Annotated in this window: 23 protein-coding genes; 12 read left to right on the top strand and 11 right to left on the bottom strand. The window is 63.7% G+C overall.

Annotation, left to right across the window (positions count from 1 at the left end; genetic code table 11):
* Nucleotides 1-43 precede the first annotated feature (43 nt).
* Together recQ and A0O30_RS07320 are read left to right on the top strand one after the other, a co-directional pair.
* The gene (recQ, locus tag A0O30_RS07315; protein WP_105946035.1) at nt 44-2,191 is read left to right on the top strand and encodes a DNA helicase RecQ; all 2,148 of its coding nucleotides are present in this window, start codon (nt 44-46) and stop codon (nt 2,189-2,191) included.
* Between the two features lie 150 nt (nt 2,192-2,341).
* Entirely contained in the window at nt 2,342-2,779 is a 438-nt protein-coding gene (locus A0O30_RS07320; protein ID WP_016711876.1) for a MarR family transcriptional regulator, read from the top strand.
* A 149-nt stretch (nt 2,780-2,928) separates the two neighbouring features.
* On the opposite strand, the gene A0O30_RS07325 is transcribed toward A0O30_RS07320, so the two are convergent.
* Nucleotides 2,929-5,112 carry a patatin-like phospholipase family protein gene (locus A0O30_RS07325; protein ID WP_105946036.1) on the bottom strand — a complete coding sequence of 728 codons (2,184 nt, stop codon included), beginning with the start codon at nt 5,110-5,112 and terminating at the stop codon, nt 2,929-2,931.
* Nucleotides 5,113-5,179: 67 nt separating this feature from the next.
* On the opposite strand from A0O30_RS07325, the gene A0O30_RS07330 reads away from it, so the two are divergent.
* The gene (locus tag A0O30_RS07330; RefSeq protein ID WP_003259082.1) at nt 5,180-5,461 is read left to right on the top strand and encodes a SelT/SelW/SelH family protein; all 282 of its coding nucleotides are present in this window, start codon (nt 5,180-5,182) and stop codon (nt 5,459-5,461) included.
* On the opposite strand, the gene A0O30_RS07335 is transcribed toward A0O30_RS07330, so the two are convergent.
* Nucleotides 5,462-6,349, bottom strand: a complete 888-nt coding sequence (locus tag A0O30_RS07335) for a DMT family transporter (protein ID WP_105946037.1) — start codon at nt 6,347-6,349, stop codon at nt 5,462-5,464.
* A gap of 183 nt (nt 6,350-6,532) precedes the next feature.
* Nucleotides 6,533-7,300, bottom strand: coding sequence for an AraC family transcriptional regulator (locus tag A0O30_RS07345; RefSeq protein WP_105946038.1), 768 nt, complete (start codon nt 7,298-7,300; stop codon nt 6,533-6,535).
* A 126-nt stretch (nt 7,301-7,426) separates the two neighbouring features.
* Here A0O30_RS07345 and A0O30_RS07350 point away from each other — a divergent pair, with 126 nt between their 5' ends.
* Entirely contained in the window at nt 7,427-8,239 is an 813-nt protein-coding gene (locus A0O30_RS07350; protein WP_016711873.1) for a UDP-2,3-diacylglucosamine diphosphatase, read from the top strand.
* Nucleotides 8,240-8,263: 24 nt separating this feature from the next.
* Here A0O30_RS07350 and A0O30_RS07355 read toward each other — a convergent pair whose 3' ends face one another.
* Nucleotides 8,264-8,575 carry a DUF962 domain-containing protein gene (locus A0O30_RS07355; RefSeq protein ID WP_016711872.1) on the bottom strand — a complete coding sequence of 104 codons (312 nt, stop codon included), beginning with the start codon at nt 8,573-8,575 and terminating at the stop codon, nt 8,264-8,266.
* A gap of 154 nt (nt 8,576-8,729) precedes the next feature.
* Between A0O30_RS07355 and A0O30_RS07360 the strand changes: the two genes are divergently transcribed.
* Nucleotides 8,730-9,791, top strand: a complete 1,062-nt coding sequence (locus A0O30_RS07360) for an AraC family transcriptional regulator (protein WP_105946039.1) — start codon at nt 8,730-8,732, stop codon at nt 9,789-9,791.
* On the opposite strand, the gene A0O30_RS07365 is transcribed toward A0O30_RS07360, so the two are convergent.
* Nucleotides 9,748-11,202: a TrkH family potassium uptake protein gene (locus A0O30_RS07365; RefSeq protein WP_105946040.1), complete on the bottom strand. Its 1,455-nt coding sequence runs from the start codon at nt 11,200-11,202 to the stop codon at nt 9,748-9,750. The two genes, A0O30_RS07360 and A0O30_RS07365, sit on opposite strands and share 44 nt — an antisense overlap.
* A 102-nt stretch (nt 11,203-11,304) precedes the next feature.
* Here A0O30_RS07365 and A0O30_RS07370 point away from each other — a divergent pair, with 102 nt between their 5' ends.
* On the top strand, nt 11,305-11,862 hold the full coding sequence (locus A0O30_RS07370) for an NAD(P)H nitroreductase (protein ID WP_105946041.1): 558 nt from the start codon (nt 11,305-11,307) through the stop codon (nt 11,860-11,862).
* A 148-nt stretch (nt 11,863-12,010) separates the two neighbouring features.
* Here the strand turns inward: A0O30_RS07370 and A0O30_RS07375 are convergent, their stop codons facing one another.
* The 5 genes from A0O30_RS07375 to A0O30_RS07395 form a co-directional block, all read right to left on the bottom strand.
* Entirely contained in the window at nt 12,011-13,351 is a 1,341-nt protein-coding gene (locus tag A0O30_RS07375; protein WP_105946042.1) for a HAMP domain-containing sensor histidine kinase, read from the bottom strand.
* 58 nt (nt 13,352-13,409) lie between these two features.
* Nucleotides 13,410-13,826: a Spy/CpxP family protein refolding chaperone gene (locus tag A0O30_RS07380; protein ID WP_019099114.1), complete on the bottom strand. Its 417-nt coding sequence runs from the start codon at nt 13,824-13,826 to the stop codon at nt 13,410-13,412.
* Nucleotides 13,827-13,927: 101 nt separating this feature from the next.
* Nucleotides 13,928-14,605, bottom strand: a complete 678-nt coding sequence (locus tag A0O30_RS07385; RefSeq protein WP_060497458.1) for a response regulator transcription factor — start codon at nt 14,603-14,605, stop codon at nt 13,928-13,930.
* A 143-nt stretch (nt 14,606-14,748) separates the two neighbouring features.
* Nucleotides 14,749-15,048, bottom strand: coding sequence for a YciI family protein (locus A0O30_RS07390; RefSeq protein ID WP_105946043.1), 300 nt, complete (start codon nt 15,046-15,048; stop codon nt 14,749-14,751).
* 1 nt (nt 15,049) lies between these two features.
* Complete coding sequence (locus A0O30_RS07395) at nt 15,050-15,643, bottom strand: septation protein A (RefSeq protein ID WP_016711865.1); 594 nt, start codon at nt 15,641-15,643, stop codon at nt 15,050-15,052.
* A gap of 67 nt (nt 15,644-15,710) precedes the next feature.
* On the opposite strand from A0O30_RS07395, the gene A0O30_RS07400 reads away from it, so the two are divergent.
* From A0O30_RS07400 to A0O30_RS07425, 6 genes are all read left to right on the top strand, one after another.
* On the top strand, nt 15,711-16,571 hold the full coding sequence (locus A0O30_RS07400) for a PHP domain-containing protein (RefSeq protein ID WP_105946044.1): 861 nt from the start codon (nt 15,711-15,713) through the stop codon (nt 16,569-16,571).
* A gap of 13 nt (nt 16,572-16,584) precedes the next feature.
* Nucleotides 16,585-17,214: an L-threonylcarbamoyladenylate synthase gene (locus tag A0O30_RS07405; protein WP_086976460.1), complete on the top strand. Its 630-nt coding sequence runs from the start codon at nt 16,585-16,587 to the stop codon at nt 17,212-17,214.
* Between the two features lie 125 nt (nt 17,215-17,339).
* Nucleotides 17,340-18,065 (top strand): ScpA family protein, encoded by a 726-nt coding sequence (locus tag A0O30_RS07410; protein WP_161751096.1) that lies wholly within the window; start codon nt 17,340-17,342, stop codon nt 18,063-18,065.
* A complete protein-coding gene (scpB, locus tag A0O30_RS07415) occupies nt 18,052-18,822 on the top strand; it encodes an SMC-Scp complex subunit ScpB (RefSeq protein WP_105946046.1) in 771 nt (256 codons plus the stop codon). Before A0O30_RS07410 ends, scpB begins: the two co-directional genes overlap by 14 nt.
* 165 nt (nt 18,823-18,987) lie before the next feature.
* Nucleotides 18,988-20,055 (top strand): 23S rRNA pseudouridine(2605) synthase RluB, encoded by a 1,068-nt coding sequence (gene rluB, locus A0O30_RS07420; protein WP_104834192.1) that lies wholly within the window; start codon nt 18,988-18,990, stop codon nt 20,053-20,055.
* Between the two features lie 744 nt (nt 20,056-20,799).
* Complete coding sequence (locus A0O30_RS07425) at nt 20,800-22,218, top strand: amino acid permease (protein ID WP_177410260.1); 1,419 nt, start codon at nt 20,800-20,802, stop codon at nt 22,216-22,218.
* A gap of 177 nt (nt 22,219-22,395) precedes the next feature.
* Here A0O30_RS07425 and A0O30_RS07430 read toward each other — a convergent pair whose 3' ends face one another.
* Nucleotides 22,396-23,280, bottom strand: a complete 885-nt coding sequence (locus A0O30_RS07430) for a LysR substrate-binding domain-containing protein (protein ID WP_105946048.1) — start codon at nt 23,278-23,280, stop codon at nt 22,396-22,398.
* Nucleotides 23,281-23,388: the final 108 nt, after the last annotated feature.

The following is a 23,388-nucleotide window of genomic DNA, read 5'->3' on the forward strand; positions in this document are numbered from 1 at the left end:
GTCCAGCCTGTTTCCAGGATGGTACGGCGATTTGGAGTTGCACATGCTCGAACAGGCTCAGCGCGTTCTCAAGGACATCTTCGGCTACGACAGTTTCCGAGGGCGCCAGGCAGCAATCATCGAATGCGTGGCCAATGGCGGGGATGCCCTGGTGCTGATGCCCACCGGCGGCGGCAAGTCGTTGTGCTTCCAGGTACCGGGGCTGCTGCGCCCGGGCCTGACGGTGGTGGTTTCGCCGCTGATCGCGCTGATGGATGACCAGGTTGCCACCCTTGACGAGCTGGGCGTGGCGGCGGCTGCGTTGAACTCCACGCTGACGCCTGAGCAGCAGCGTGACCTGGCCGGGCGCCTGCGCCGTGGCGAAGTGAAGATGCTGTACCTGGCGCCGGAGCGCCTGGTGCAGCCGCGCATGCTCGACTTCCTGCGTGACCTGGACATTTCGTTGTTCGCCATTGACGAAGCCCACTGCGTCTCGCAATGGGGCCACGACTTCCGCCCCGAGTACCTGCAACTGGGCCAGCTGGCCGAGCTGTTCCCGCATGTGCCGCGTATTGCGCTGACCGCCACCGCCGACATGCGAACCCGCGAGGAAATCGTCCAGCGCCTGCACCTGCAAGGCGCCGAGCGCTTCCTGTCGAGCTTCGACCGGCCCAACATTTTCTACCGCATCGTGCCCAAGGAAGCGCCGCGCAAGCAGCTGATGGCCTTTCTGGGCGAGCGCCGTGGCAACGCAGGCATCGTCTACTGCCTGTCGCGCAAGAAGGTCGACGAAACCGCCGCCTTCCTCTGTGACCAAGGGTTCCCGGCATTGCCGTACCACGCTGGCCTGGCTGCCGAGACGCGCGCGGCCAACCAGCACCGCTTCCTCAACGAGGAAGGGCTGATCATGGTCGCCACCATTGCGTTTGGCATGGGCATCGACAAGCCCAACGTGCGCTTCGTTGCCCACCTCGACCTGCCCAAGTCGCTTGAGGCCTATTACCAGGAAACCGGCCGTGCCGGCCGTGACGGCCTGCCCTCCGATGCCTGGATGGCCTACGGCCTGCAGGACATGGTGATGCTCAAGCAGATGCTGCAGAACTCCGAAGGTGACGAGCGCCACAAACGCATCGAGCAGCACAAGCTCGATGCCATGCTGGCGCTGTGCGAGGAAACCCGCTGCCGCCGCCAGTCTCTGTTGGCCTATTTCGACGAAACCCTCGAACAGCCCTGCGGGCATTGCGACAACTGTGTCGACAAGATCCAGACCTGGGACGCCACAGAGCCGGCCCGCCAGGCCCTGTCGGCGGTGTTCCGCACGGGCCAGCGCTATGGCGTCGGCCACCTGGTCGATGTGTTGCTGGGCAAGGACACCGAGAAGGTACGCAATTTCGGCCACGAGAAGCTGTCGGTTTTCGGCGTCGGCAAGGGCCTGGCCGAGGTCGAGTGGCGTTCGCTGTTCCGCCAACTGGTGGCGCGCGGCCTGGTTGATATCGACCTGGAGGGCTATGGCGGCCTGCGCTTGTCCGACAGCTGCCGGCCGCTGCTGCGTGGCGAGGTCACCCTGCAATTGCGCCGCGACCTCAAGCCGCAGACCACGGCCAAGGCGTCGTCGTCCAGCGGCGGCAGCCCGGCCAGCCAGCTGGTGCGTGCCGAAGAGCGCGAGCTGTGGGAAGCGCTGCGTACCTTGCGGCGCAAGCTGGCGGAGGAGCACAGCGTGCCACCCTACGTCATCTTCCCCGACTCGACGTTGCTGGAAATGCTGCGCAGCCAGCCAGTCAGCCTCAGCGACATGGCCCAGGTCAGCGGCGTGGGTGCGCGAAAGCTGGAGCGCTATGGCCAGGCATTCCTCGAAGTGCTGAACAACAGTGGCGGCACCGACGAGGCGCCGAAAGTGGTGCTCGACCTGCGCCACGAGTTGGTCAGCCTGGCGCGCGCCGGCATGACGCCGGCGCAGATCGCCGGGCAGCTCAACTGCAGCGAGAAGAACGTGTATAGCCTGCTGGCCGAGGCACTGGGCCGCCAGGAACTGAGCCTGGACCAGGCCCTCGACCTGCCGGAAGACCTGCTGATGGAAGTGCAGGACGCCTTCCTGGATGGCGAAGGCGAGCTGCCAGCGGTTTCGGCCATTGCGCCGTTGTTCGGCGCCCGGGTGCCGGAGGGCGTGCTGTATTGCGTGCGCGCCGCGTTGGCGGCGGAGTTCGAGCTGTAAGCGGCGGCAGGATCGAAGGCAGAAGCGCCATCTGCTGACCTTTGTCATGCTTTTTGACGATTATCGAACACACCAGCGTGCCCGAGCCTTGCCTCGTGGCGCCGGCCATGGTTAGCTGCCTAATAATTAGATCTATTCAATGAGTTGCTTATGCCCCTGACCGACAACCAACACCGCTTTGGCATGCAGCTGGCCCAGATGTCCCGGGGTTGGCGTGCCGAACTGGATCGCCGCCTGGCCGGGCTCAACCTGTCCCAGGCGCGCTGGCTGGTGTTGCTGCACCTGGCCCGTTTCGAAGAAGCCCCGACCCAGCGTGAGCTGGCCCAGAGCGTGGGCGTTGAAGGCCCGACCCTGGCGCGCCTGCTCGACAGCCTGGAGGCGCAAGGGCTGGTACGTCGGCAGGCGGTGCTGGAGGACCGGCGGGCGAAGAAGATTGTACTGTGCCCGCCGGCCAAGCCGCTGATCGACCAGATCGAGACCATCGCCAATCAACTGCGGGTGGAGCTGTTTACCGGGGTGGACGAGGCGGACTTGCAGGTGTGCATGCGGGTGCATGCGAAGATCCTGGCCAACCTGGAAAAATCCTGAGGGCCATTGGGGCTTAAAGTTGGCGATGTCCCTGTAGGAGCGGCTTTAGCCGCGAACACCGGCGGAGCCGGTGCCATGCACCGCGTTGCATTCTTCGCGGCTAAAGCCGCTCCTACAGGGATCTAATCGATCCCGAGAGCGATGAGGCCCTAGAAGGTATGCCCAAGGTTCAAATACACCGCCTGCTCATGCGCACTGTTGGTGCCATAGCTGAAGTTCAGCGGCCCCAGCGGCGTCTCCAGCCCCAGGAAGATACTCGCCGCATTGATGTACCCGCTGTCGAACGCATTGTCGTTGTTCCACGCCCGCCCACGTTCCAGCGACCCGCCAATGTACAGCGGGAAGTCCAGCGGCACGTAGGCCCGTGGCGTCAGCCGGCGGTAGTAGACCATGCGCATCAGGCTCACGTTCTGCCCCGACACCGAGTCCTGGCGGAACCCTGACAGCTGCCGCGCGCCACCGATCACGAAGCTCGACGTCACCACTTCGGCGTCATCCAGCGTGCGCCCGTAGCGCCCGCCCAGCACGAAGGTGTTCGGCCCGCTGCTGATGGCCTTGTCCAGGTTGAACAACCACTGCCGATAATCCTGGTCCGAGTCCAGCGACTTGTCGTACTTGCGCAGGGTCAGCCCTATGTCTTCGCCGCTGTGGGGGAAGTACACGTTGTCGAGGGTGTCGAACGAGTACTTCAGCTCGTAGAAACCTTCGTTGAAGCTGACTTTGGGCAGGTCCTGGTCGCCGATGCGCACCTCGGCCTCGCCCCACGCCTTGCCCACGCCCAGGCGCACTTCGCCATTGGTGCCGATCTGCCGGCCAACGTTGAGGCCAAAGCCGTAGCGCTCCAGGCGGTACTCGGCAATAGGGTCGTTGTCCAGGGTGGCTTCGATGTTCTGCGAGCCGAAGTCCAGGTACGGTGCGATGAAGTAGCGTGAGCCCACGTCCAGCGGTTGGTAGAACTCACTGTACAGCTCTTGCTGGTCACCGATCTGACCACGGGTCAGCCATTCGGCACCCAGGCTGTTGATGCCGTTGACCCGGTAGCTGGCACCCAGGTTGAAGGCGCTGTCGCCACGCAGGTCGTCCGACAGGTTCAGGCCCAGGCGCAGGTAGTCGGTACCGCCGCGTCGGCCGCGGGCATTGATCACCAGCGTGTTGTCGTCGCCCTTGTGCACCACGCGGTACTGCACCCGGTCGAAGTAGTCCAGGCCGTACAGCGTGCCCATGTCGGTCTGCAGGCGGTCCAGTTCCAGCGGGGCATCGATCGGCTGGCGAATGTAGGAACGGATGACATCGTCGCTGACCTTGGAGTCGTTCTCGATCCGGATTGCGGTAATCACCGGTGTGCGCTGACGTGGCGAGCGGGCCACCGCCAGGCTGCTGTCTTCGGGCTGGCGCAGGCTGGCAAGGCGCGGGTCGAGCAGGCAGGTGGCGCGGTAGCCAGCGTCGATCATGTCCCGGGCGCGCCCGAAGTCGGTTACACCAAACGCGGTCAGCGAAGGCTGGATGAGGATATCGTCGCGGTGCAGGCTGGCCAGTTGCTCTTCCGAGTTGCGCCGGGTCATCAGGGTGATCGACTGGTTGAGCACGTCGACCACCGTGGCCAGTTGCTTGCGGTCACGCAGCGGGGTGCCGATGTCGACCACGATGGCCAGGTCCACGCCCATTTCCCGGGCCACGTCCAGCGGGATGTTGTCGACCATGCCGCCGTCCACCAGCAGGCGACCCTCCAGTTCGACCGGGGCGAACACGGCGGGGATCGACATGCTGGCACGGATTACCTGGGGCAGGTGGCCGCGACGGAACACCACTTTTTCGCCGCTGGCAATGTCGGTGGCCACGGCGCGAAAGGGGATGGGCAGCTTGTCGAAGTCGCGTGTGTCGGCGGTATGCGCCAGCTTGCTTTCCAGCAGCAGCGCGAGGTTCTGGCCCTGGATGACCCCCAGCGGCAGGCCCAGGCTGCCGTCGTCGCGAAAGCTGAGCTTCTGTTTGACGAGGAAATCGCGGTCATCCTGCTTGCGCCGGAACGGCACGTCCTTGCGCGGTGGGGCATCGGACAGCGCCTGTTGCCAGTCCAGTGTGGTGGCGAGCTTTTCCAGCTCTTCGACGCTGTACCCGGAGGCGTACAACCCGCCGACCACAGCCCCCATGCTGGTGCCGGCGATGGCGTCAATGCGCACGCCTTGTTCTTCCAGGGCCTTGAGCACGCCGATATGGGCCAGGCCACGGGCCGCGCCACCCGACAACACCAGCCCGACCTTGGGCCTGGCCGGTTCGGCGGCAATTGCCGTGAGGCTGGTGAGGGTGAGCAGAAAGCAGAACAGCAAACGGCGCATCGTGAGTCTCAAACCGTGGGCTAAAGACCGCTAGTATAAGCGGCCCCTTACCTGGAGATGCGCCACCATGGCCGACAGCAAGCCGGAAATCGTCATCACATATTGCACCCAGTGCCAATGGCTGCTGCGTGCCGCCTGGCTGGCCCAGGAACTGCTCAGCACCTTTGCCGACGACCTTGGCCGGGTGGCGCTGGAGCCGGGCACCGGCGGTATCTTCCGCATCACCTGCAATGGTGTGCAGATCTGGGAGCGTAAGGCCGACGGCGGCTTCCCCGAGGCCAAGGTGCTGAAGCAGCGGGTGCGCGACCAGATCGACCCTCAGCGTGACCTTGGCCATAACGACCGCTGATCACGCACCTTCGGGCAGTGGCTGCTTGGGCGGCTGCTCGGCGGCCAGGCGGCTGGACAGCACGATGGCGAAGATGATCAGCGCGCCGCCCAGCAGCATGCGCAGCGTGGGGGTTTCGGCGAACACGACCCAGGCCACGGCAATGCCGTAGACCGGCTCCATGCCGAATACCACCGCGGCGGTGCGCGCCTTGATCACCGCCAGGCTGGCGACGAACAGGCTGTGCGCCACGCCGGTGCAGAAGATACCGAGCAGGGCGATCCACAGCCAGTCCATGGGTGCCACGTCTGCCAGGCCCGTTGCTGCGAAGGGCAGCAGGCACAGGCCCACCACCAGGTTTTGCCACAGCGCAGCCTGAACCGCAGGCAAGCGCCCGGAGCCTGCGCGGTTGGTGAGTGACAGCAGCGAGAACAGCAACCCGGAAAACAGTGCCCAGAGCAGGCCGCCCGTGGCTTCGCTGGCCAGATCGAAGGCCGGTGTGACCAAGACCAGGCCAATGCTGACCAGCAGTACCAGCACGGCCTCGTTGCGGCGGATGCGTTCGCGGAACAGCAAGCCTTCGAGGATGACGGTAAACGCCGGGAAACTGGCGAAGCCTAGGGTGGCGATGGCCACGCCGCCGACTTTGACGGCGATGAAGAAGCTGACCCAATGGCCGGCCAGCAGCACACCACCGAGCAGCAGGCGGCGGATGTCCTGACTGCTCAGGCGTTGCCAGCCCGGGCCGGCGAGGCTGGCGAACAGGGCCAGGGCAAGCACGGCGAAGGCGGCGCGGCCGAACACGATGATTGCCGGGCTGGCGCTGGCAGCCAGTTTGCCGAAGACGCCGGTCAGGCCGAAGAACAGCGCGCCAATGTGCAGGGCGCCGAGGGCGGTGCGGTGGTTCATGGTGGTCCTTGCTCAAGATCTCTAATGGCTGTGCCGGCCCTTTCGCGGGCTCGCCCGCTCCCACAGGTATTGCACAAGTCCCGAAAGCAGTGAAGTGCCTGTGGGAGCGGGCGTGCCCGCGAAAGGGCCGGTACAGGCAAAGTGTATAGGTTCAGGCAAACCCGTTCTGTCGCAAGACTGCTGTCAGTTATCGCCAGGCTCTCGCCGCAACGCCAAAGGCGTACACCCGAATGCCCGCAACATCGCCGCCGAAAACGCACTCTGCGAGCTGTAACCCACCTGCGCGGCAATCTCCCCCATCGGCAACAAGGTGTGTGTCACCAGCCGCCGCGCCTTGAGCAAGCGTCGCTGGCGAATGTAGTCCATCGGCGTCATGCCACACTCCGCCATGAATCGCGCATGCAGCCGGGCACTGGAAAGCCCGGCCAGCCGCGCCAGGTCGGCCACCTGCAGCGGGTAGGCGGCATGCTGCTCGATATGCGCATCGAAGGCCGCATAGGGCAGGCGCCGGCTGGCGGTAACGCTGGCTGCTGCGCTGGGGTTGAGGCTGGCCAGCAGCAGCGCCGCGCCTTGCCGGGCAATCAGCGGGTCGTCCATGGGGCTGGCCGCCAACCAGTCCACCAACTGCTGCTGGCGGTCGTCCAGGCCCAGCGCGGCAGGGCAGTCGAGCAGCCGGCGGCTGGCATCGGCATGCTCGCCCAACTGCTCGTGCAACCACTGCTCGCCGGGCACATCGAGCACCAGGCAGTGGCTGCCGCCGTCGCTGGCACAGGTGTGGTGCGCGCCGGCCGGCACCACGACCAGCCCCTGCCGATCGATACCGGCGCCTTGCCCTTGCACCTCGAACTCCAGGCGGCCGCGCAGGCCGAACACCAGTTGTGGGTGTTCGTGGCTGTGGGCGATCAGGCTGTCGCGGTAATGGCGCAGCGAGAGGATCGGGCCGGCGGTCATGGGAGGTCCTCGCAGGGCAGAAGCCCATTGTGCCTCATTCGCTGCACACCATCACTCGTCACCGTTTTGCCACGGCGCTGTCACGCGCGCCTGCCAGTCTCCAGCAAACTGCGCCGGAGCCTGCCCATGACCCATGCCGAACTGTCCCGTCCCTCGCGCAAGCAACGTGTGCGCACCCTGTGGATCTCCGACGTGCACCTGGGCACTCGCGACTGCCAGGCCGAGCACCTGTCGCAGTTCCTCAAGGGCTACCAGGCCGACCGGGTGTACCTGGTCGGCGACATCATCGATGGCTGGAAGCTGCGCGGCGGTATCTACTGGCCACAAGCCCACACCAACGTGATCCGCCGGCTGCTGACCATGAGCAAGCGCGGTACCGAGGTGATCTATGTCACCGGCAATCATGATGAATTCCTGCGCCGTTACTCCAAGCTGATACTGGGCAATATCCAGCTGGTGGACGAGGCCGAGCACCTGACCGCTGATGGTCGCCGGCTGCTGGTGATTCATGGCGACCAGTTCGACGTGATTACCCGTTACCACCGCTGGCTGGCGTTCCTCGGTGACCGCGCCTACGAGTTCACCTTGGTGCTTAACCGCTGGCTCAATCACTGGCGTGCGCGGTACGGCTATGGCTACTGGTCACTGTCGGCGTACCTCAAGCACAAGGTGAAAGGCGCGGTGAACTTCATCAGCGACTTCGAGGATGCCATTGCCCACGAGTGCACCCGACGTGGTTTTCACGGTGTGGTGTGTGGGCACATTCATCACGCTGAAATCCGCAAGGTAGGCGAGGTGGAGTACCTCAATTGCGGCGATTGGGTGGAGTCGTGCACGGCGCTGATCGAGCATTGGGATGGCAGCATCGAGCTGTACCGCCTTGCGGATGCCCAGGCACGGGAAGCGCAGGTAGCCGCGGCGATGCGAGAACCGGCATAGAGGGCTGCTGTGCAGCCCTGATGCTTACAGGCTGATCTTGCCCAGCAGGATATCCCTGAACATCACGAAATCCCCTATCAGGCTGTAAAGCGGATAGGTAAAGGTTGCCGGCCGGTTTTTCTCAAAAAAGAAATGCCCGACCCAGGCAAAGCCGTAGCCGAACAGTGGCACGGCCAGCAACAGCAACCACTTGCCACTGCCGATGGTATAGGCCAGCAAGGCAATCACCAGGCTGGTGCCGACAAAGTGCAGGCGGCGGCAGGTGGGGTTGCTGTGTTCCCCCAGGTAGTACGGATAGAACTCGGCAAAACTGCGAAACTGCGCTGTGCGGTTCATGGCAGTGCTCCGGGATTAATACTTCTGGACAAGATGCACGGCGTGGAGCCTGATTCGAGTCTAGAGTGATTGGCGGGGCCTACCAGTGACAATAGGCGCCAATTGAGTATCCTTGGGGTTCACCGCAGGAGCGGTCGGTAGAAAGAAGCCTGTCATGAGCGAAAGAACCACGTCAGCCAGTTGGGCATCAGGGATTGTGAAGGCACTCGAACTGGAAGGGCTGGACTGCCAGGCCATGTTCAAGCAGCTGGGGCTGGACTTCGCGGCCCTCGACGACCCTGACGCCCGCTTCCCGCAAGACTCCATGACCCGGCTCTGGCAGCTGGCGGTGGAGCTGTCGGGTAATGAGGCCATTGGCTTGAACATGGCGCGGGTGGTACGCCCGGCGTCGTTCCATGTGGTGGGCTATGCGTTGATGTCCAGCCGCACGCTGGCCGAAGGCTTCGAGCGCCTGGTACGTTACCAGCGCATCATCGCCGAAAGCTCGGACCTGAGCTTCGTGCTTGGCCCTGAAGGTTATTCCCTGATCCTGACCGTACACGGCGACCACCTGCCGCCCACGCGGCACAGCGCCGAGGCCTCGCTGGCTTGCGCGCTGGCACTGAGCAAATGGCTCAGCGGTCGCCCGGTGCAGCCGAGGCGGGTGCTGGTGCAGGGGCCTCAGCCGAAGAATATCGAACCGTACAAGGTGGCGTTTCATTCGCCGCTGGTGTTCGGTGCGCCGCACGATGCGCTGGTGTTCGAACGGGCCGACATGGAGGCGCCGCTGCCCACTGCCAACGAAGCCATGGCAGTGTTGCATGACCGTTTTGCCGGGGAGTATCTGGCCCGTTTTTCCGAAAGCCGGGTTACCCACCGCGTGCGCCAGGTGCTGTGCCGCATCCTGCCGCAGGGCGAGCCCAAGCGCGAGACCCTGGCGCAGGCCCTGCACCTGTCGCAGCGTACCTTGCAGCGGCGGCTGCAGGAGGAGGGCACCAGCTTCCAGGCCTTGCTTGACGACACCCGCCGCGAACTGGCCGAGCAGTACCTGGCCCAGCCGGGCATGACCCTGCTGGAGGCCGCGTACCTGCTGGGCTTTGCCGACCCCAGCAACTTCTACCGGGCATTCCGCCGCTGGTTCGATGCCACGCCGAGTGAGTACCGTGCCCGTATGGGCGCGGAGGCCGAAGCGGTCAGTGACGCCAGAACGCCGGCATACACAGCACCAGCACCGTAATGATTTCCAGTCGGCCGAGCAGCATGCCGGCCGCCAGAATCCACTTGGCCGCGTCTGGCAGCGTGGCGTAGTTGCCCGACGGGCCGATCACTTCGCCCAGCCCCGGGCCCACGCCCGAAACCGTACCGGCGGCACCGGTCAACGCGGTCATCCAGTCCACGCCCAGCAACGACAGCAGCAGGGCCATGACGCAGATGGTGATGGCGAAGAAGAACGAAAACGTCAGGATCGAACGCACGATGTCTTCATCGAGGCGGTGGCCGTTGTATTTCTGCTTGATCACCGCGCGCGGGTGGATCAGCTGGTTAAGGCTGGCCTTGAGCAGGATGTAGGCCACCTGGAAACGGAAAATCTTGATACCGCCCGCCGTCGAGCCGGAGCAGCCGCCCACGAAACCCAGGTAAAAGAACAGCATCAGCGAGAAGTTGCCCCACAGGCTGTAGTCGCCCAGGGCGAAGCCGGTGGTGGTGACCACCGAGGTCACGTTGAGTGCCACGTGGCGCAGGGCGTCGAGCCAGTGCAGGTTAGTGCTGTACCAGTACCAGGTGCCCAGCACTATCCAGGTAACAACCAGCATGCCCAGCAAGCCCTGCACCTGCTGGTCGCGGATCAGCGCCTTGCGGTTGCCGCGCAGGGTGGCCACATACAGGGTGAACGGCAGGCTGCCCATGATCATCACCACCACCGCCACCCAATGCACGGCCGGGATGTCCCATTTTGCCAGCGACTGGTCAGAGGTGGAGAAACCGCCGGTAGAGATCGCCGACATGGCGTGGTTGATCGCATCGAACGGGCTCATGCCTGCCCACCAGAAGGCCAGCGAGCCAAGGATCGAGAAACCGACGTACACCCCCACGATCGACTTGGCGACCATGTGCGAGCGCGGCATGACCTTTTCCGAGCGGTCGGACGATTCGGTCTGGAACAGGCGCATGCCACCGATGCGCAGCAACGGCAGGATCGCCACCGCCATGGCGATGAAGCCGATACCGCCGAGCCAGTGCAGCATCGAGCGCCACATGAGAATGCCCGGCGACATGCTGTCGAGCCCGCTGAGCACGGTGGCGCCGGTGGCGGTGATGCCCGACATGCTTTCGAAGAAGGCGTCGGTATAGCTGATGTGCTGGGTCAGCAGGAACGGCAGGGCGGCGAACACGCACACCACCAGCCAGCTGCTGACCGTCAGCAGGTACATGTCGCGAGGGCGCAGGTGCACATGCTCGGGGCGCCCCTGCACCACCAGGGCCAGCCCGGCGATGAAGGTGATCAGGCTCGACCAGAGGAACGACGGCATGTCACCGGTGCGTTCGAAAACTACCAGGGTCGCCATGGGCACGGCCATGCTGACGGCGAGGGTAATCAGGAAGATGCCGATGATGAAACCAATGATCCTTAAGGTCGGCAACGCCATGTGATCTGCTCTGACTCGATTCGGAAGGGCGCCATTCTACCTATGGGTCTGGTGATGTAAACGCTAGAATGGCCGCACATTCAACTGCCAGGAGGGTAGCCGATGGAGGCTCTCGACGCATTGCTCAACCGTGTTTCCGTGCCACGCCTGACCGACCCGGCGCCGAACGCTGCCCAGCGCGAGGCGCTGTTCCAGGCCGCCTTGCGCGCCCCGGATCATGGTCAGCTGCGCCCATGGCGCTTTCTGACCATCGAAGGCCAGGGCCGCGAGAAGCTGGGCGAGCTGTTTGCCGAAGCCGTGCAGAACAAGGGCGATGCCAGCCAGGCAGCGCTGGACAAGGCCCGCGCCATGCCGTTGCGGGCGCCGCTGCTGATTGTGGTGGTGGCCAAGCTGCAGGATCACTTCAAGGTGCCGAAGTCTGAACAGCGCCTGGCGGCGGGCTGTGCGGCGCATGGCATTCTGATTGCCGCGCATGCGCAGGGTATCGGCGCGGTGTGGCGTACCGGGGACATGGCGTTTGATGCCCATGTGCACAAGGGGTTGGGGTTGGCCGAGAACGAGGAGTTGATCGGGTACCTGTATGTCGGCACGCCGCTGACCGAGCTGCGTACAGCGCCGGTGCTGAAAACTGCTGATTTTGTCAGTGCCTGGGGTGAGTAACGCAGCCTTGGGCTGATTGTTGTATCCAAGGCCACTGGCCTCTTCGCGGGCACGCCCGCTCCCACAGGTACGGTGCAAGTCTCAGGCATCGCACGGTACCTGTGGGAACGGGCGTGCCCGCGAAGAGGCCGGATGCCTTTATATCACCTCAACTGCCAGCAGCCTCAGCCACAGGCAACTCCAGCCTGGCCACAAACCCACCCTGTGGATGATTGTCCAGCACCAGGCTCCCGCCATGGCGCTCCGCCGCCTTGCGCGCAATCGCCAGTCCCAGCCCATGCCCCGGCGCCTCCTGCCCCGGTGCACGGAAGAACGGTTCCCCCAGTTGCACCAGATGCTCTGCTGCCGCCCCCGGTCCATGGTCACGCACGCTTATCACTATGCGGTCCTGCTCACGCAATGCACTCACTTCTACCGGCTGCCCGAGCGGATTGAAGCGCAAGGCGTTGCGCAGCAGGTTGTCCACGGCCCGCTCGATCAGCGTCGGCCAACCTTGCAAGGTCAACCCAGGCTGCGCTTCAAGGCGCACATCCTGGTCGGGCGCGCTGAGCAAGGCATCCTTGCGCACGCTGCCCAGCAGGGCGTTGAGGTCGACCGGTTCGGCATGAGCCTGCTCGGCATCCACCCGGGCCAGGGCCAGAATTTCGCTGATCAGGTCTTCCAGGCGGTCGCACTCGCGGGTCAGGCGTGGCCACAGGGTTTCCCGCTGCTCGGGCCCGGCGCGCTCGGCCAGCGCCAGGGCAATTCGCAGCCGGGCCAATGGGGAGCGCAACTCGTGGGACACATCGCGCAGCAACTGGCGCTGGCTGCCGATGGTGCTTTGCAGGCGCGCGCCCATCTTGTTGAAGTCCTTGGCCAGCACACCGAACTCGTCGCGCCGCGCTGCCAGCCGCGCCAGGCTGTTCTGCTGGTAGGTGGTCTGCCCCAGGTCATGCACCGCGCTGCGCAGGCGGCTGAGCGGGCGGGTAATGGACAGGGTCACCAGCAGGCTGAACAACGTCAGCACAACCAGGGCGATGCCCAGTGCACTGAGCGGCCACATCAGGCTTTCGCGGTGCCAGGCATCCAGTGCCGGGTGGGGAATGCGGTAGATCAGCAGGTAGGTTTCGCCGGTGTCGGGGCTGGTGTATTCCTCGGTCAGCCTGCGCCACGGCAGGCGCCGCTGGTCATTGTGCTGGCGCGCTTCGAAGGCCGCAGCACGGCGCGGGAAGGTGCCGGGCACCACGGCTTCGCCACTGTCGTCGAGCACTTGCACGTCGATCTTGTAGCGGTCTTTGCGCCGTTCCAGGAAGTGCTGTGCCGAATCCAGGCCTTCCTGCTCGTAATGCCTGGCCCACTTGCTGGCCAAGGTATTCAGGCCCGGGTGACGGCTGAGGATCCAGGCGTCCTGGTTGAGCATGTGGCCCAACAGGATCGACAGGCCTGCGACCAGGGTAATGGCCAGCCAGAAACTGGCCAGGATGCGCCAGAACAGTGAACGCAAGTGCACCTCCTAAACGGGAAAAGCCCGGCCCGCAGTGATGCGGGCCGGGCATTGGGCAAACAGCTTACTGAGCCTTGGTGCCTTTTTCAGCTTTCCAGGCCTGGAACTCCTGCCACTCGGCTTTCTTGGCGGCGCGTTCCTTTTGCAGTTCGTCGAACTTCTTCTGCTGCTCAGGCTTGAGCAGGTTGCGCACGGCGCTGTCGGTCTTGTCGCGGCTGGCTTTCAGCTCGTCCTTCATGGCTTTCTGGTCGGCGGCCGGCAGCTTGGACAGGTAGCGCTCGGTGATGTCGCGGCGCTGTTGCATCTGCTCGCCCATCAGCTTGCCGATCTGTTGGCGTTGGTCGCGGCTCAGGTCCAGCTGATGGAAAGGCGCATCACCGCGATGATGCGGGCCGTCGTGACGCGGGCCGCCGTCAGGCATGGCCATGGCCACGGTCGGCAGGGCGGCGGCGAACATCAGGGCGATAAGGGTCTTGCGCATGGTGTCTCTCCTTTCATAGGCCGGTGGTTACCGGATGAGCACAGTCTAGGGAGATCACCGTCAAGCGCAGTCAGGGGATGGTAAAGGCTCGGTAAAGATGCTCAGAGGCAGTAGTAATAGCCACGGCTGCGCAACGCCACGATGCGTGGCCGGCCATCGGCGTGGGGGCCAATCTTCTTGCGCAGGTTGCTGACATGCATGTCCAGGCTGCGGTCGTACAGGGTCAGCTTGCGGCCCAGGCCGATTTGCGCCAGTTCCTGCTTGTCCAGCGGCTCGCCGGGCTGGCGCAGCAGCGCTTCGAGAATGCGGCTTTCGGACAGGGTCAGGGTCATTTCGCGGCCATCGATACTGGCCACGCCACGGGCAGGGCTGTACACCAGGTCGCCCAGCTCCACTTGGCTGGTGGTGGCGGTGGGGTGGCTGCGGCGCAGTACGGCGCGCAGGCGGGCGGTGAGTTCACGTGGGTCGCAGGGTTTGGCCAGGTAGTCGTCGGCACCCAGTTCGAGGCCAAGGATGCGGTCCAGCGGCTCGCCACGGGCGGAGAGCATCAATACCGGCAGTTCGGTATGTTCGCTGCGCAACTGCTTGAGCAGTTCCAGGCCGCTGCCATCGGGCAGCATCACGTCCAGCACGACAGCAGCCGGGGCGTGTTCGGCCAGGGCCTGGCGTGCGCTCTGGCCATCGTGGCAGGCACGTACGGTGAACCCTTCCTGGGTCAGCCAGCTGCCGAGCAGCTCGCACAGCTCCTGGTCATCATCAATCAGTAACAGCTCGCTCATGACTCACTCAATTCAACCAATGACGGCGGCTATTCGGTCCGCCAGTGGCAAAGATACCGCAGACTGATGGCAACTGTGTAACTGCCTCTACCGTGTCGCGTTCTTTGCGAACAAGCCCGCGAGGAACGCGACGCGGTCTCAGATCACGGCAGTACTTGCTTGAATGGCTTGACCACGACTTTGTCGTAAACGCCCGCAGCAATGTACGGATCGGCATCGGCCCAAGCCTGCGCCGCCGCCAGGGTTTCGAACTCGGCAACGATCAGGCTACCGGTGAAACCCGCCTCGCCCGGGTCGTTGCTGTCGATGGCCGGGTGCGGGCCGGCCAGTACCACGCGGCCTTCGGCCTTGAGCTGCTGCAGGCGTTCGATATGCGCCGGGCGGGCGGCCAGGCGCTTTTCCAGGGAGCTTGCGACGTCGCTGGCGATGATGGCGTAGAGCATGTCAATCCTTGGGTTTGGAGGTAGAAGGGTCGTCGTGCAGGTGGCGCGACAGGTACACGCCTTGCGCCACCAGGAAGATCACGGTCATGCCCAGGCTGCCGAACACCTTGAAGTCCACCCAGAAGTCCTGGAAGGTGAAGGCGACGAACAGGTTGGCCGCGCCGCAGAACAGGAAAAAGGCGATCCAGGCCACGTTCAGGCGCGCCCAGATGGCATCGGGCAGGGTCAGCGCGTGGCCCATGATGCGCTTGATCAGCACCCGGTCGCCGATGAAGTGGCTGCCGGCAAAACCCAGGGCGAACAGCCAGTTCACCACCGGCGCCTTCCACTTCAGGAAGGTTTCGCTGTGGAACGTCAGGGTCAGGCCGCCGAACACCAGGCAGGCCACCAGGGTCAGCCACTGGCCCTTTTCAAGCTTGCGCTGGCGCAGGAACAGCGCGCCATACACCACCAGCGAGCTGATGATCAGCATGGCCGTGGCGCTGTAGATGCCGCCGAATTCGAAGCTGTGGCCGGCGACTTCCAGGGGGCGCGGGTCCAGCTTGTAGACGATGAAGAACAGCAGCAGCGGGATGAAATCGATGAATTGTTTCACAATGGCAGCCAGAATCGGGATGTGACGGCATAATAACAAACATCGATTCCAGCGAAAGCGCTCCTCCATGAATGTTGATCTGCACTGTCACAGCACGGCCTCCGACGGCGCCCTGTCGCCCTCGGTACTGGTTGCCCGGGCCCATGAGCACGGGGTGCAAACGCTGGCACTGACCGACCATGACACCATCGAAGGCCTGCCCGAAGCACGCCAGGCCTGCATCGAGCGGGGCATGCGCTGGGTTAGCGGCGTCGAGCTGTCGTGCACCTGGGGTGGTGCGACCATCCATGTGCTGGGTTATGACTTCCCGCTCGACGCACCGCCTTTGCTGGCGGCAATCGAAGCGCTGCACCGTGGCCGCTGGCTGCGCGCCGAAGAAATCGACAAACGGCTGGCCGCCAAGGGCATGCCTGGCACCCTCGAAGGCGCCCGTGCCGTGCAGCACGAGCTGGGCGACAGCGGCAACGCCCCGGCGCGCCCGCATTTTGCCGAGTACCTGGTGCGCGCCGGGCACGTCAAGGACCGTGGCGAAGCGTTTCGCAAGTGGCTGGGCGCCGGCAAGCTGGGCGACGTCAAGCAGCACTGGCCGACCCTCGACGAAACTGTCGCCACCCTGCGCCAGTCCAAAGCGTGGGTGAGCCTGGCGCACCCCATGCATTACGATCTGACCCGCAGCAAGCGCAGACGGCTGATTGCCGACTATATTCAGGCAGGCGGGCAGGCACTTGAGGTGGTCAACGGAATGATGCCGGCCGAGCAGGTGGGCACCATGTCCATCCTTACCCGTGAGTTCGGCCTGCTGGCAAGCGCTGGCAGTGACTTCCACGGCCCCGGCACCTGGGGCGAGATCGGTGCCTATCGGCCTTTGCCCGAGGACTTGCCACCTCTGTGGCGTCGATTCAGCCATGAACAGCCTTTGGCGCTATGAACAGGACGACTACGTGAGCCAATTTTTCCAGATTCATCCGGAGAACCCACAGGCGCGCCTGATAAAACAGGCCGTCGAGATCATCCGCAAGGGTGGTGTGGTGGTGTATCCGACCGACTCGGCCTATGCGCTGGGTTGCCAGATGGGTGACAAGGCGGCCATCGAACGGGTGCGGCGCCTGCGTGGGCTGGACAAGACGCACAACTTCACCCTGATGTGCTGCGACATGTCGCAACTGGGGTTGTACGCCAAGGTCGACACCGGCACCTTCCGCCTGCTCAAGGCGCATGTGCCTGGGCCTTACACGTTCATCCTCAACGGCACGCGTGAAGTGCCGCGCCTGCTGTTGCACGATAAACGCCGCACCATCGGGCTGCGGGTGCCGGCCCATGCCATCACCCTGGCCTTGCTGGCCGAGCTGGGCGAGCCGTTGATGAGCGTGAGCCTGATCCTGCCGGGCGACACCGAGCCGATGACCGACCCGTACGAAATCCGTGAGCGCCTGGAGCATCACGTCGACCTGGTGATCGATGGCGGCTTCGGCGACCTCAAGGCCTCTACCATCATCGACCTGTCCGGCGATGAGCCTGAGCTGATCCGCGAAGGCTGTGGCGACCCCACGCCGTTCCTGGTCAACGCGTGAGCCAGGTGGAAATGCCCGAGGCACCGGCCGAGCAGGCCGAAGCGCCTCGGCAGTTGCAGTTGGCCCTGGTCTACGGCGAAGCCCTGACCGAGCTGCCGCTGGACCTGTACATTCCGCCGGACGCACTGGAAGTCATCCTCGAAGCCTTCGAAGGCCCGTTGGACCTGTTGCTGTACCTGATCCGCAAGCAGAACATCGACATTCTCGACATCCCGGTGGCGGAAATCACCCGCCAGTACATGGGCTACGTGGAGCTGATGAAGAGCGTGCGCCTTGAACTGGCCGCCGAGTACCTGGTGATGGCCGCCATGCTTGCCGAGATCAAGTCGCGCATGCTGCTGCCGCGTTCGGCCGATGTCGAGGAAGAGGAGGGCGACCCGCGTGCCGAACTGATCCGCCGCCTGCAGGAGTACGAACGTTTCAAGGCCGCCGCCGAAGGCATCGATGAATTGCCACGGGTAGGCCGCGATGTGGTGGTGCCACGCCTTGAGGCGCCGCAGGCCAAGGTGCGCAAGCTGTTGCCGCAAGTCAGCCTGGAAGAGTTGCTGGTGTCCATGGCCGAGGTGATGCGCCGCAACGACCTGTTCGAAAGCCACCAGATCACCCGTGAAACGCTGTCTACCCGCGAGCGCATGAGCCAGGTGCTGGAGCGCCTCAAAGGCGGTGCTTTCGTGCCGTTTGTCGAGTTGTTTGCCGCCGAAGAGGGCAAGCTGGGCGTGGTGGTCACCTTCATGGCGATTCTTGAGCTGGTGAAGGAATCGCTGATCGAACTGGTGCAGAATGAACCTTTCGCCGCCATTCACGTGCGGCTCCGCCCGGCGCTTGTTGAAGAACCTGATGAACCTGAATGACCCCCGCGACCTGGCGTCGCTGATCGAAGCTTTCTTGCTGGCGTCGGGCAAACCGCAGTCCCTGGAGCGCCTGTACGAGCTGTTCGAAGAGGCCGAGCGCCCAGAACCCAAGGTGTTCAAGCAGGCCCTGGACGTGCTGGGCAAGTCGTGCAGTGGCCGAGCGTTCGAGCTCAAGGAAGTGGCCAGCGGCTACCGCCTGCAAATCCGCGAGGACTATGCGCCCTGGGTCGGGCGCCTGTGGGAAGAGCGCCCGCAACGCTATTCACGTGCGCTGCTCGAAACCCTGGCGCTTATTGCCTACCGTCAGCCCATCACCCGTGGCGAGATCGAGGACGTGCGGGGCGTGGCGGTGAACAGCAACATCATCAAGACCATGATGGAGCGCGAGTGGATTCGCGTGGTGGGCTACCGCGAAGTACCCGGGCGGCCGGCGATGTTTGCCACCACCAAGGCGTTTCTTGACCACTTCAACCTCAAGAGCCTGGATGAGCTGCCGGCCTTGGCCGAGCTGCGCGAGATGGAGCCGGAGCCGGTGCTCGACCCGGACGATGCGCCAGTGCCGGCGCACCTGCAGGCGTTGGCAGATGCCAGCCTTGGGGAGGAAGAAGAGGGTGTTGAGCCGAAGGAGGAAACCAGCTTCCGTAGCTTGCTGGTGGAGCTGGATGCCATGGAAGAAGGGCTGAAGACCGACTTTGATGATTTGCGCGAGGAAGAGCCTGAGGCCTCGGTGGAAGAGGAGGGCAAGTTACAGCCCTGATCTGCTGTTGCCCATACACCACCATTAGGCAGAAACCCCAGCCAAAGCCCACAAAACCCTCTACCCTCCAGTGCGTTCCCCCGCCAAACCGCGTATGATGCGCGGCCTTTTGGCGCGCTCGTCGCCAAAAAACCTGTTTTCATTCCTACACCGGGAGGTGCCCAGATGAGTGAGCAAGACCTGCAAGATACCGAAATCACCCCGCCATCCGGCGAAAAGCTGCAAAAAGTGCTGGCACGCATTGGCGTGGGTTCGCGCCGTGACGTCGAAGCCTGGATCAGCCAGGGCCGCATCAAGGTCAACGGCGTCGAGGCCACCCTTGGCCAGCGCGTCGACCTGCACGACGCCATTGCCGTAGACGGCAAGCTGATCAAGCGTGAGGAGGCCGCCGAGGCTACTCGCCGGGTGATCATGTATAACAAGCCCGATGGCGAAATCTGCACCCGTGACGACCCGGAAGGCCGCCCGACCGTGTTCGATCGCCTGCCACGGCCAAAAGAAGGCCGCTGGATCAACATCGGCCGCCTCGACATCAACACCACTGGCCTGCTGCTGTTCACCACCGACGGTGAACTGGCCAACCGCCTGATGCACCCGTCCTACGAGATGGACCGTGAGTACGCGGTACGTGTGCGCGGTGAAGTCGATGACGAAATGATCGAGCGCCTGAAAGCCGGCGTGATGCTGGAAGACGGCCCGGCCAAGTTCACCGACATCCAGAAGGCACCGGGTGGCGAAGGCTTCAACCATTGGTACCACTGTGTGGTGATGGAAGGCCGTAACCGTGAGGTACGTCGCCTGTGGGAATCCCAGGGCATGGTGGTCAGCCGCCTGAAGCGCGTGCGTTTCGGCCCAGTGTTCCTCAACTCCGACCTGCCGATGGGCCGCTGGCGTGAAATGACCCAGGGCGAAATCGACATCCTGGCCGCCGAAGTGGGCCTGCAGCCGGTTGCGCTGCCTGCCATGAAGCTCAAGGCCAAGGACAAGATGGAGCGCCTGCAGCGCAAATCGACCCGCCCGCTGGGCCGTGGTGAGCGCGTGCGCAACCTGCGCCCGGCCCACGAAGGTGCCGCGACCAGTGAACGCCCGGCGCGTCAGCCGCGTGAAGAGGCCCCGCGTAAAAACACCCGTGGCAGCACGGTGGCCGAGCGCCCGAGCGAAATGCGCAAGCGCCCGAGCAAGCCTGAAGGTGACAAGCCGGCAGGCCGCGGTCGCGGTAAACCGCGTGGCTGATAAGTCAGTGTGGTAATCAAGAAACCAGCCTTCGGGCTGGTTTTTTTATGCCTGTGAGAATTTGGGGCTGCTTTGCAGCCCATCGCCGGCAAGCCAGCTCCCACAGGTCTACGGCTGATGCGGCCATTGTGCTGTCCCTGTGGGAGCTGGCTTGCCGGCGATGGGCCGCAAAGCGGCCCCAAGATATTGAACAAAAAGAATTTTTCTGACGACTGGCAAGTTCTTGAACCGGCTTGTAAAGAAATCTGTACAAAAATGGCCGGTTTCAGCCCTGATTCCAGATTTACCCCAATCGTGTAAACAAACCTTGCCGTCACCGCTGTGGCAAACCCGCCACCTCCACATTGCCCTCCCTTGCCCAAACCCCCGTCCCCACGGTGTTATAGCCGCCATTGCCGTGTGCAAGAGCCCGTCCACAGAGCCTGGCTGACAAAACAACAAATGGAGGCGCCATGTACGCCGATCACTCCGCCTTTGAAGGCCCATACCACAGGATCGCTGCGTTTTTTCCGGATGGAAGAGCGCAACGCGTTGACGCCTGCGCGCTTGCAGGGGTATACAGTGCGCCGCGTTTTACCTGTGACCCTTTTGCGTACCGCGCACTCTTGATCACGCCTGGTTGACCCGCTTCGGCGGCACCTGAGGTCAAGAAACCCAAGGTAACCACCTTGCCCATTCCGCTGCGCCACGAGCGCGGTGGGTCCGATTCCGTCACAGATAAAAACAATGCAGGTGACTTCGTTCATGAGTGGACAAAACATGCATTCAGGCGAGCTCAAGCGGGGCCTGAAGAACCGCCATATCCAGTTGATCGCCCTGGGTGGTGCAATTGGTACCGGCCTGTTCCTTGGCTCGGCAGGCGTGATGAAATCCGCCGGCCCGTCGATGATCCTTGGCTACGCCATCTGCGGCTTCATCGCCTTCATGATCATGCGCCAGCTTGGCGAGATGATTGTCGAAGAGCCGGTGGCCGGCTCGTTCAGCCACTTCGCCCACACCTACTGGGGCGGCTTCGCCGGCTTCCTGTCGGGCTGGAACTGCTGGGTGCTGTACATCCTGGTGGGCATGTCGGAGCTTTCTGCAGTTGGCAAGTATGTCCACTACTGGTGGCCGGAGATCCCGACCTGGGTCACGGCTGCGGCATTCTTCGTGCTGATCAACGCCATCAACCTGATGAACGTGAAGTTCTTCGGTGAAGCCGAATTCTGGTTTGCCATCATCAAGGTCGTCGCCATCGTCAGCATGATCGGCCTGGGTGCCTACCTGCTCACCAGCGGCAGCGGCGGGCCGGATGCCACCATCGCCAACCTGTGGTCCCACGGCGGCTTCTTCCCGAACGGTGTCAGCGGGCTGGTGATGGCCCTGGCGTTCATCATGTTCTCCTTCGGTGGCCTGGAAATGCTCGGTTTCACTGCTGCTGAAGCCGACAAGCCGAAGACCGTGATTCCCAAGGCGATCAACCAGGTCATCTGGCGCATCCTGATTTTCTACGTGGGCGCCTTGGTGGTATTGCTGTCGTTGACGCCATGGGACAACCTGGTCGCCAGCATCGATGCCTCGGGTGGCAGCTATGGCAGCAGCCCGTTCGTGCAAGTGTTCTCGCTGCTGGGCAGTGACGTTGCTGCCCACTTGCTGAACTTCGTGGTCCTGACAGCCGCGCTGTCGGTGTACAACAGTGGCACCTACTGCAACGCGCGCATGCTGCTGGGCATGGCCGAGCAGGGCGATGCCCCGGCGTCGCTGGCCAAGGTCGACAAGCGTGGCGTGCCTGTGCGTTCGATCCTGGTGTCGGCTGCCGTTACCTTCGTGGCCGTACTGCTTAACTACCTGATGCCGCAGAATGCCCTGGAGCTGCTGATGTCGCTGGTGGTGGCTACCCTGGTGATCAACTGGGCGATGATCAGCTATTCGCACCTGAAGTTCCGCCAGCACCTGGACCGTACCGGCCAGAAACCGCTGTTCAAGGCGCTGTGGTACCCGTACGGCAACTACATCGTGCTGGCCTTCGTGGTGCTGATCCTCGGTATCATGCTGATGATTCCGGGTATTCAGGTTTCGGTGTACGTCATGCCGGTTTGGCTGTTCGGGATGTTTGTGGTCTACATGGTCAAGCCACGCCGTCGGATGAATGCCGGTGGGGCTGCGGGTCACGTAGCCAAGTAAGTTGTTCGAGGCAGTATGTAGAAACCCGAAGCCGGGTGACTGGCTTCGGGTTTTTTTGTTGCCTGTCCCGGCCCTTTCGCGGGCATGCCCGCTCCCACAAGGTCACCACAGGCTTCAGGGCAGCGCTGTACCTGTGGGAGCGGGCGCGCCCGCGAAGAGGCCAGCACAGGCAAAAACTCAGATCTGCTCCAGCAACCAACCCCTGAATGCCCGCAAAGAAGGCAAGGCCTCATTCCTGGGTGGGTAGATCAGGTAGTAACTGCGCTGGCTGGCAAACGCCACCCCCGGGCTGTACAGCTCACCCTTGGCCAGTTCTTCCTCCACCAGTATGCGCGGCACCAGCCCGATACCAATCCCGGCCCGCACCGCCTGGATCAGGTGCGAGGTCAGCTCGAAGCTCGGCCCCAGGCGCATTGCCCGGTGCGGCAGGCCATGGTGCGAGAACCATTCGCCCCAGGCATGCGGGTTGTTGGCCACATTCAACAGCACCTCTTCACTGATCCGTGCGGGGCTCCAGCCCTGGCTGTCGGCCCCGGCCTCCGGTGGCAGGATCACTACCAGTTCCTCGGCATGCAGGCGATGGCAGATCAGCCCCGGCAGGTCGTGGCTGGCCACGCCGATGGCGGCGTCGATTTCGCTGGTGTCGAAGTTGATGGCTTCGATACGTGAATGAATGTGCACCAGCATGCCCGGGTGGGCGCTGTAGAACGCGTGCAGCCGTGGCAGCAGCCATTTCGAGCCGAACGTTGGCAGGGTGGCCAGGCGCAAGGTGCCGACCCCCGACTGATACGCCAGCGCCTGCAAGGTGGCACTGCGGATGCGCCCCAGCGCCTCGCTGAGCTCGCGCTGGTAAAGGCGACCGACATCCGTCAGCTGTACCTGGCGGCCTTCGCGGCGGAACAAGGTGAGGCCCAGTTGCTGTTCCAGCGCCTGCACCTGGCGGCTGACCGCGCTTTGCGTCAGCGACAGTTCGGCGGCGGCGCGGGTGTAGCTTTCATGCCGGGCGGCGGCCTCGAATGCCAGCAGCAGCGACATGGACGGTGTCAGGTGGCGGTAATTCATTCATAAAAGTCATTGATAGCGGCAGGATTATCCGTTTGCCCCTGAAGCGAAACTACAGGAACATTGGCCTATACGTCATCCCTGCATGCATCAACCCATGCCGGAGCG

Source organism: Pseudomonas sp. LLC-1 (assembly GCF_002992185.1).
GTDB classification, from domain to species: domain Bacteria; phylum Pseudomonadota; class Gammaproteobacteria; order Pseudomonadales; family Pseudomonadaceae; genus Aquipseudomonas; species Aquipseudomonas monteilii.

Bases quoted from the DNA above. Each gene is read 5' to 3' on its own strand.
- scpB (WP_105946046.1), top strand. From the start codon at position 18,052: ATGAACCTGAATGACCCCCGCGACCTGGCGTCGCTGATCGAAGCTTTC.
- A0O30_RS07335 (WP_105946037.1), bottom strand. From the start codon at position 6,349: ATGAACCACCGCACCGCCCTCGGCGCCCTGCACATTGGCGCGCTGTTC.
- A0O30_RS07360 (WP_105946039.1), top strand. From the start codon at position 8,730: ATGAGCGAAAGAACCACGTCAGCCAGTTGGGCATCAGGGATTGTGAAG.
- A0O30_RS07350 (WP_016711873.1), top strand. From the start codon at position 7,427: ATGACCCATGCCGAACTGTCCCGTCCCTCGCGCAAGCAACGTGTGCGC.
- A0O30_RS07430 (WP_105946048.1), bottom strand. From the start codon at position 23,280: ATGAATTACCGCCACCTGACACCGTCCATGTCGCTGCTGCTGGCATTC.
- A0O30_RS07355 (WP_016711872.1), bottom strand. From the start codon at position 8,575: ATGAACCGCACAGCGCAGTTTCGCAGTTTTGCCGAGTTCTATCCGTAC.
- A0O30_RS07385 (WP_060497458.1), bottom strand. From the start codon at position 14,605: ATGAGCGAGCTGTTACTGATTGATGATGACCAGGAGCTGTGCGAGCTG.
- A0O30_RS07345 (WP_105946038.1), bottom strand. From the start codon at position 7,300: ATGACCGCCGGCCCGATCCTCTCGCTGCGCCATTACCGCGACAGCCTG.
- A0O30_RS07325 (WP_105946036.1), bottom strand. From the start codon at position 5,112: ATGCGCCGTTTGCTGTTCTGCTTTCTGCTCACCCTCACCAGCCTCACG.
- A0O30_RS07400 (WP_105946044.1), top strand. From the start codon at position 15,711: ATGAATGTTGATCTGCACTGTCACAGCACGGCCTCCGACGGCGCCCTG.
- A0O30_RS07365 (WP_105946040.1), bottom strand. From the start codon at position 11,202: ATGGCGTTGCCGACCTTAAGGATCATTGGTTTCATCATCGGCATCTTC.
- rluB (WP_104834192.1), top strand. From the start codon at position 18,988: ATGAGTGAGCAAGACCTGCAAGATACCGAAATCACCCCGCCATCCGGC.
- recQ (WP_105946035.1), top strand. From the start codon at position 44: ATGCTCGAACAGGCTCAGCGCGTTCTCAAGGACATCTTCGGCTACGAC.
- A0O30_RS07380 (WP_019099114.1), bottom strand. From the start codon at position 13,826: ATGCGCAAGACCCTTATCGCCCTGATGTTCGCCGCCGCCCTGCCGACC.
- A0O30_RS07425 (WP_177410260.1), top strand. From the start codon at position 20,800: ATGAGTGGACAAAACATGCATTCAGGCGAGCTCAAGCGGGGCCTGAAG.
- A0O30_RS07370 (WP_105946041.1), top strand. From the start codon at position 11,305: ATGGAGGCTCTCGACGCATTGCTCAACCGTGTTTCCGTGCCACGCCTG.
- A0O30_RS07330 (WP_003259082.1), top strand. From the start codon at position 5,180: ATGGCCGACAGCAAGCCGGAAATCGTCATCACATATTGCACCCAGTGC.
- A0O30_RS07320 (WP_016711876.1), top strand. From the start codon at position 2,342: ATGCCCCTGACCGACAACCAACACCGCTTTGGCATGCAGCTGGCCCAG.
- A0O30_RS07390 (WP_105946043.1), bottom strand. From the start codon at position 15,048: ATGCTCTACGCCATCATCGCCAGCGACGTCGCAAGCTCCCTGGAAAAG.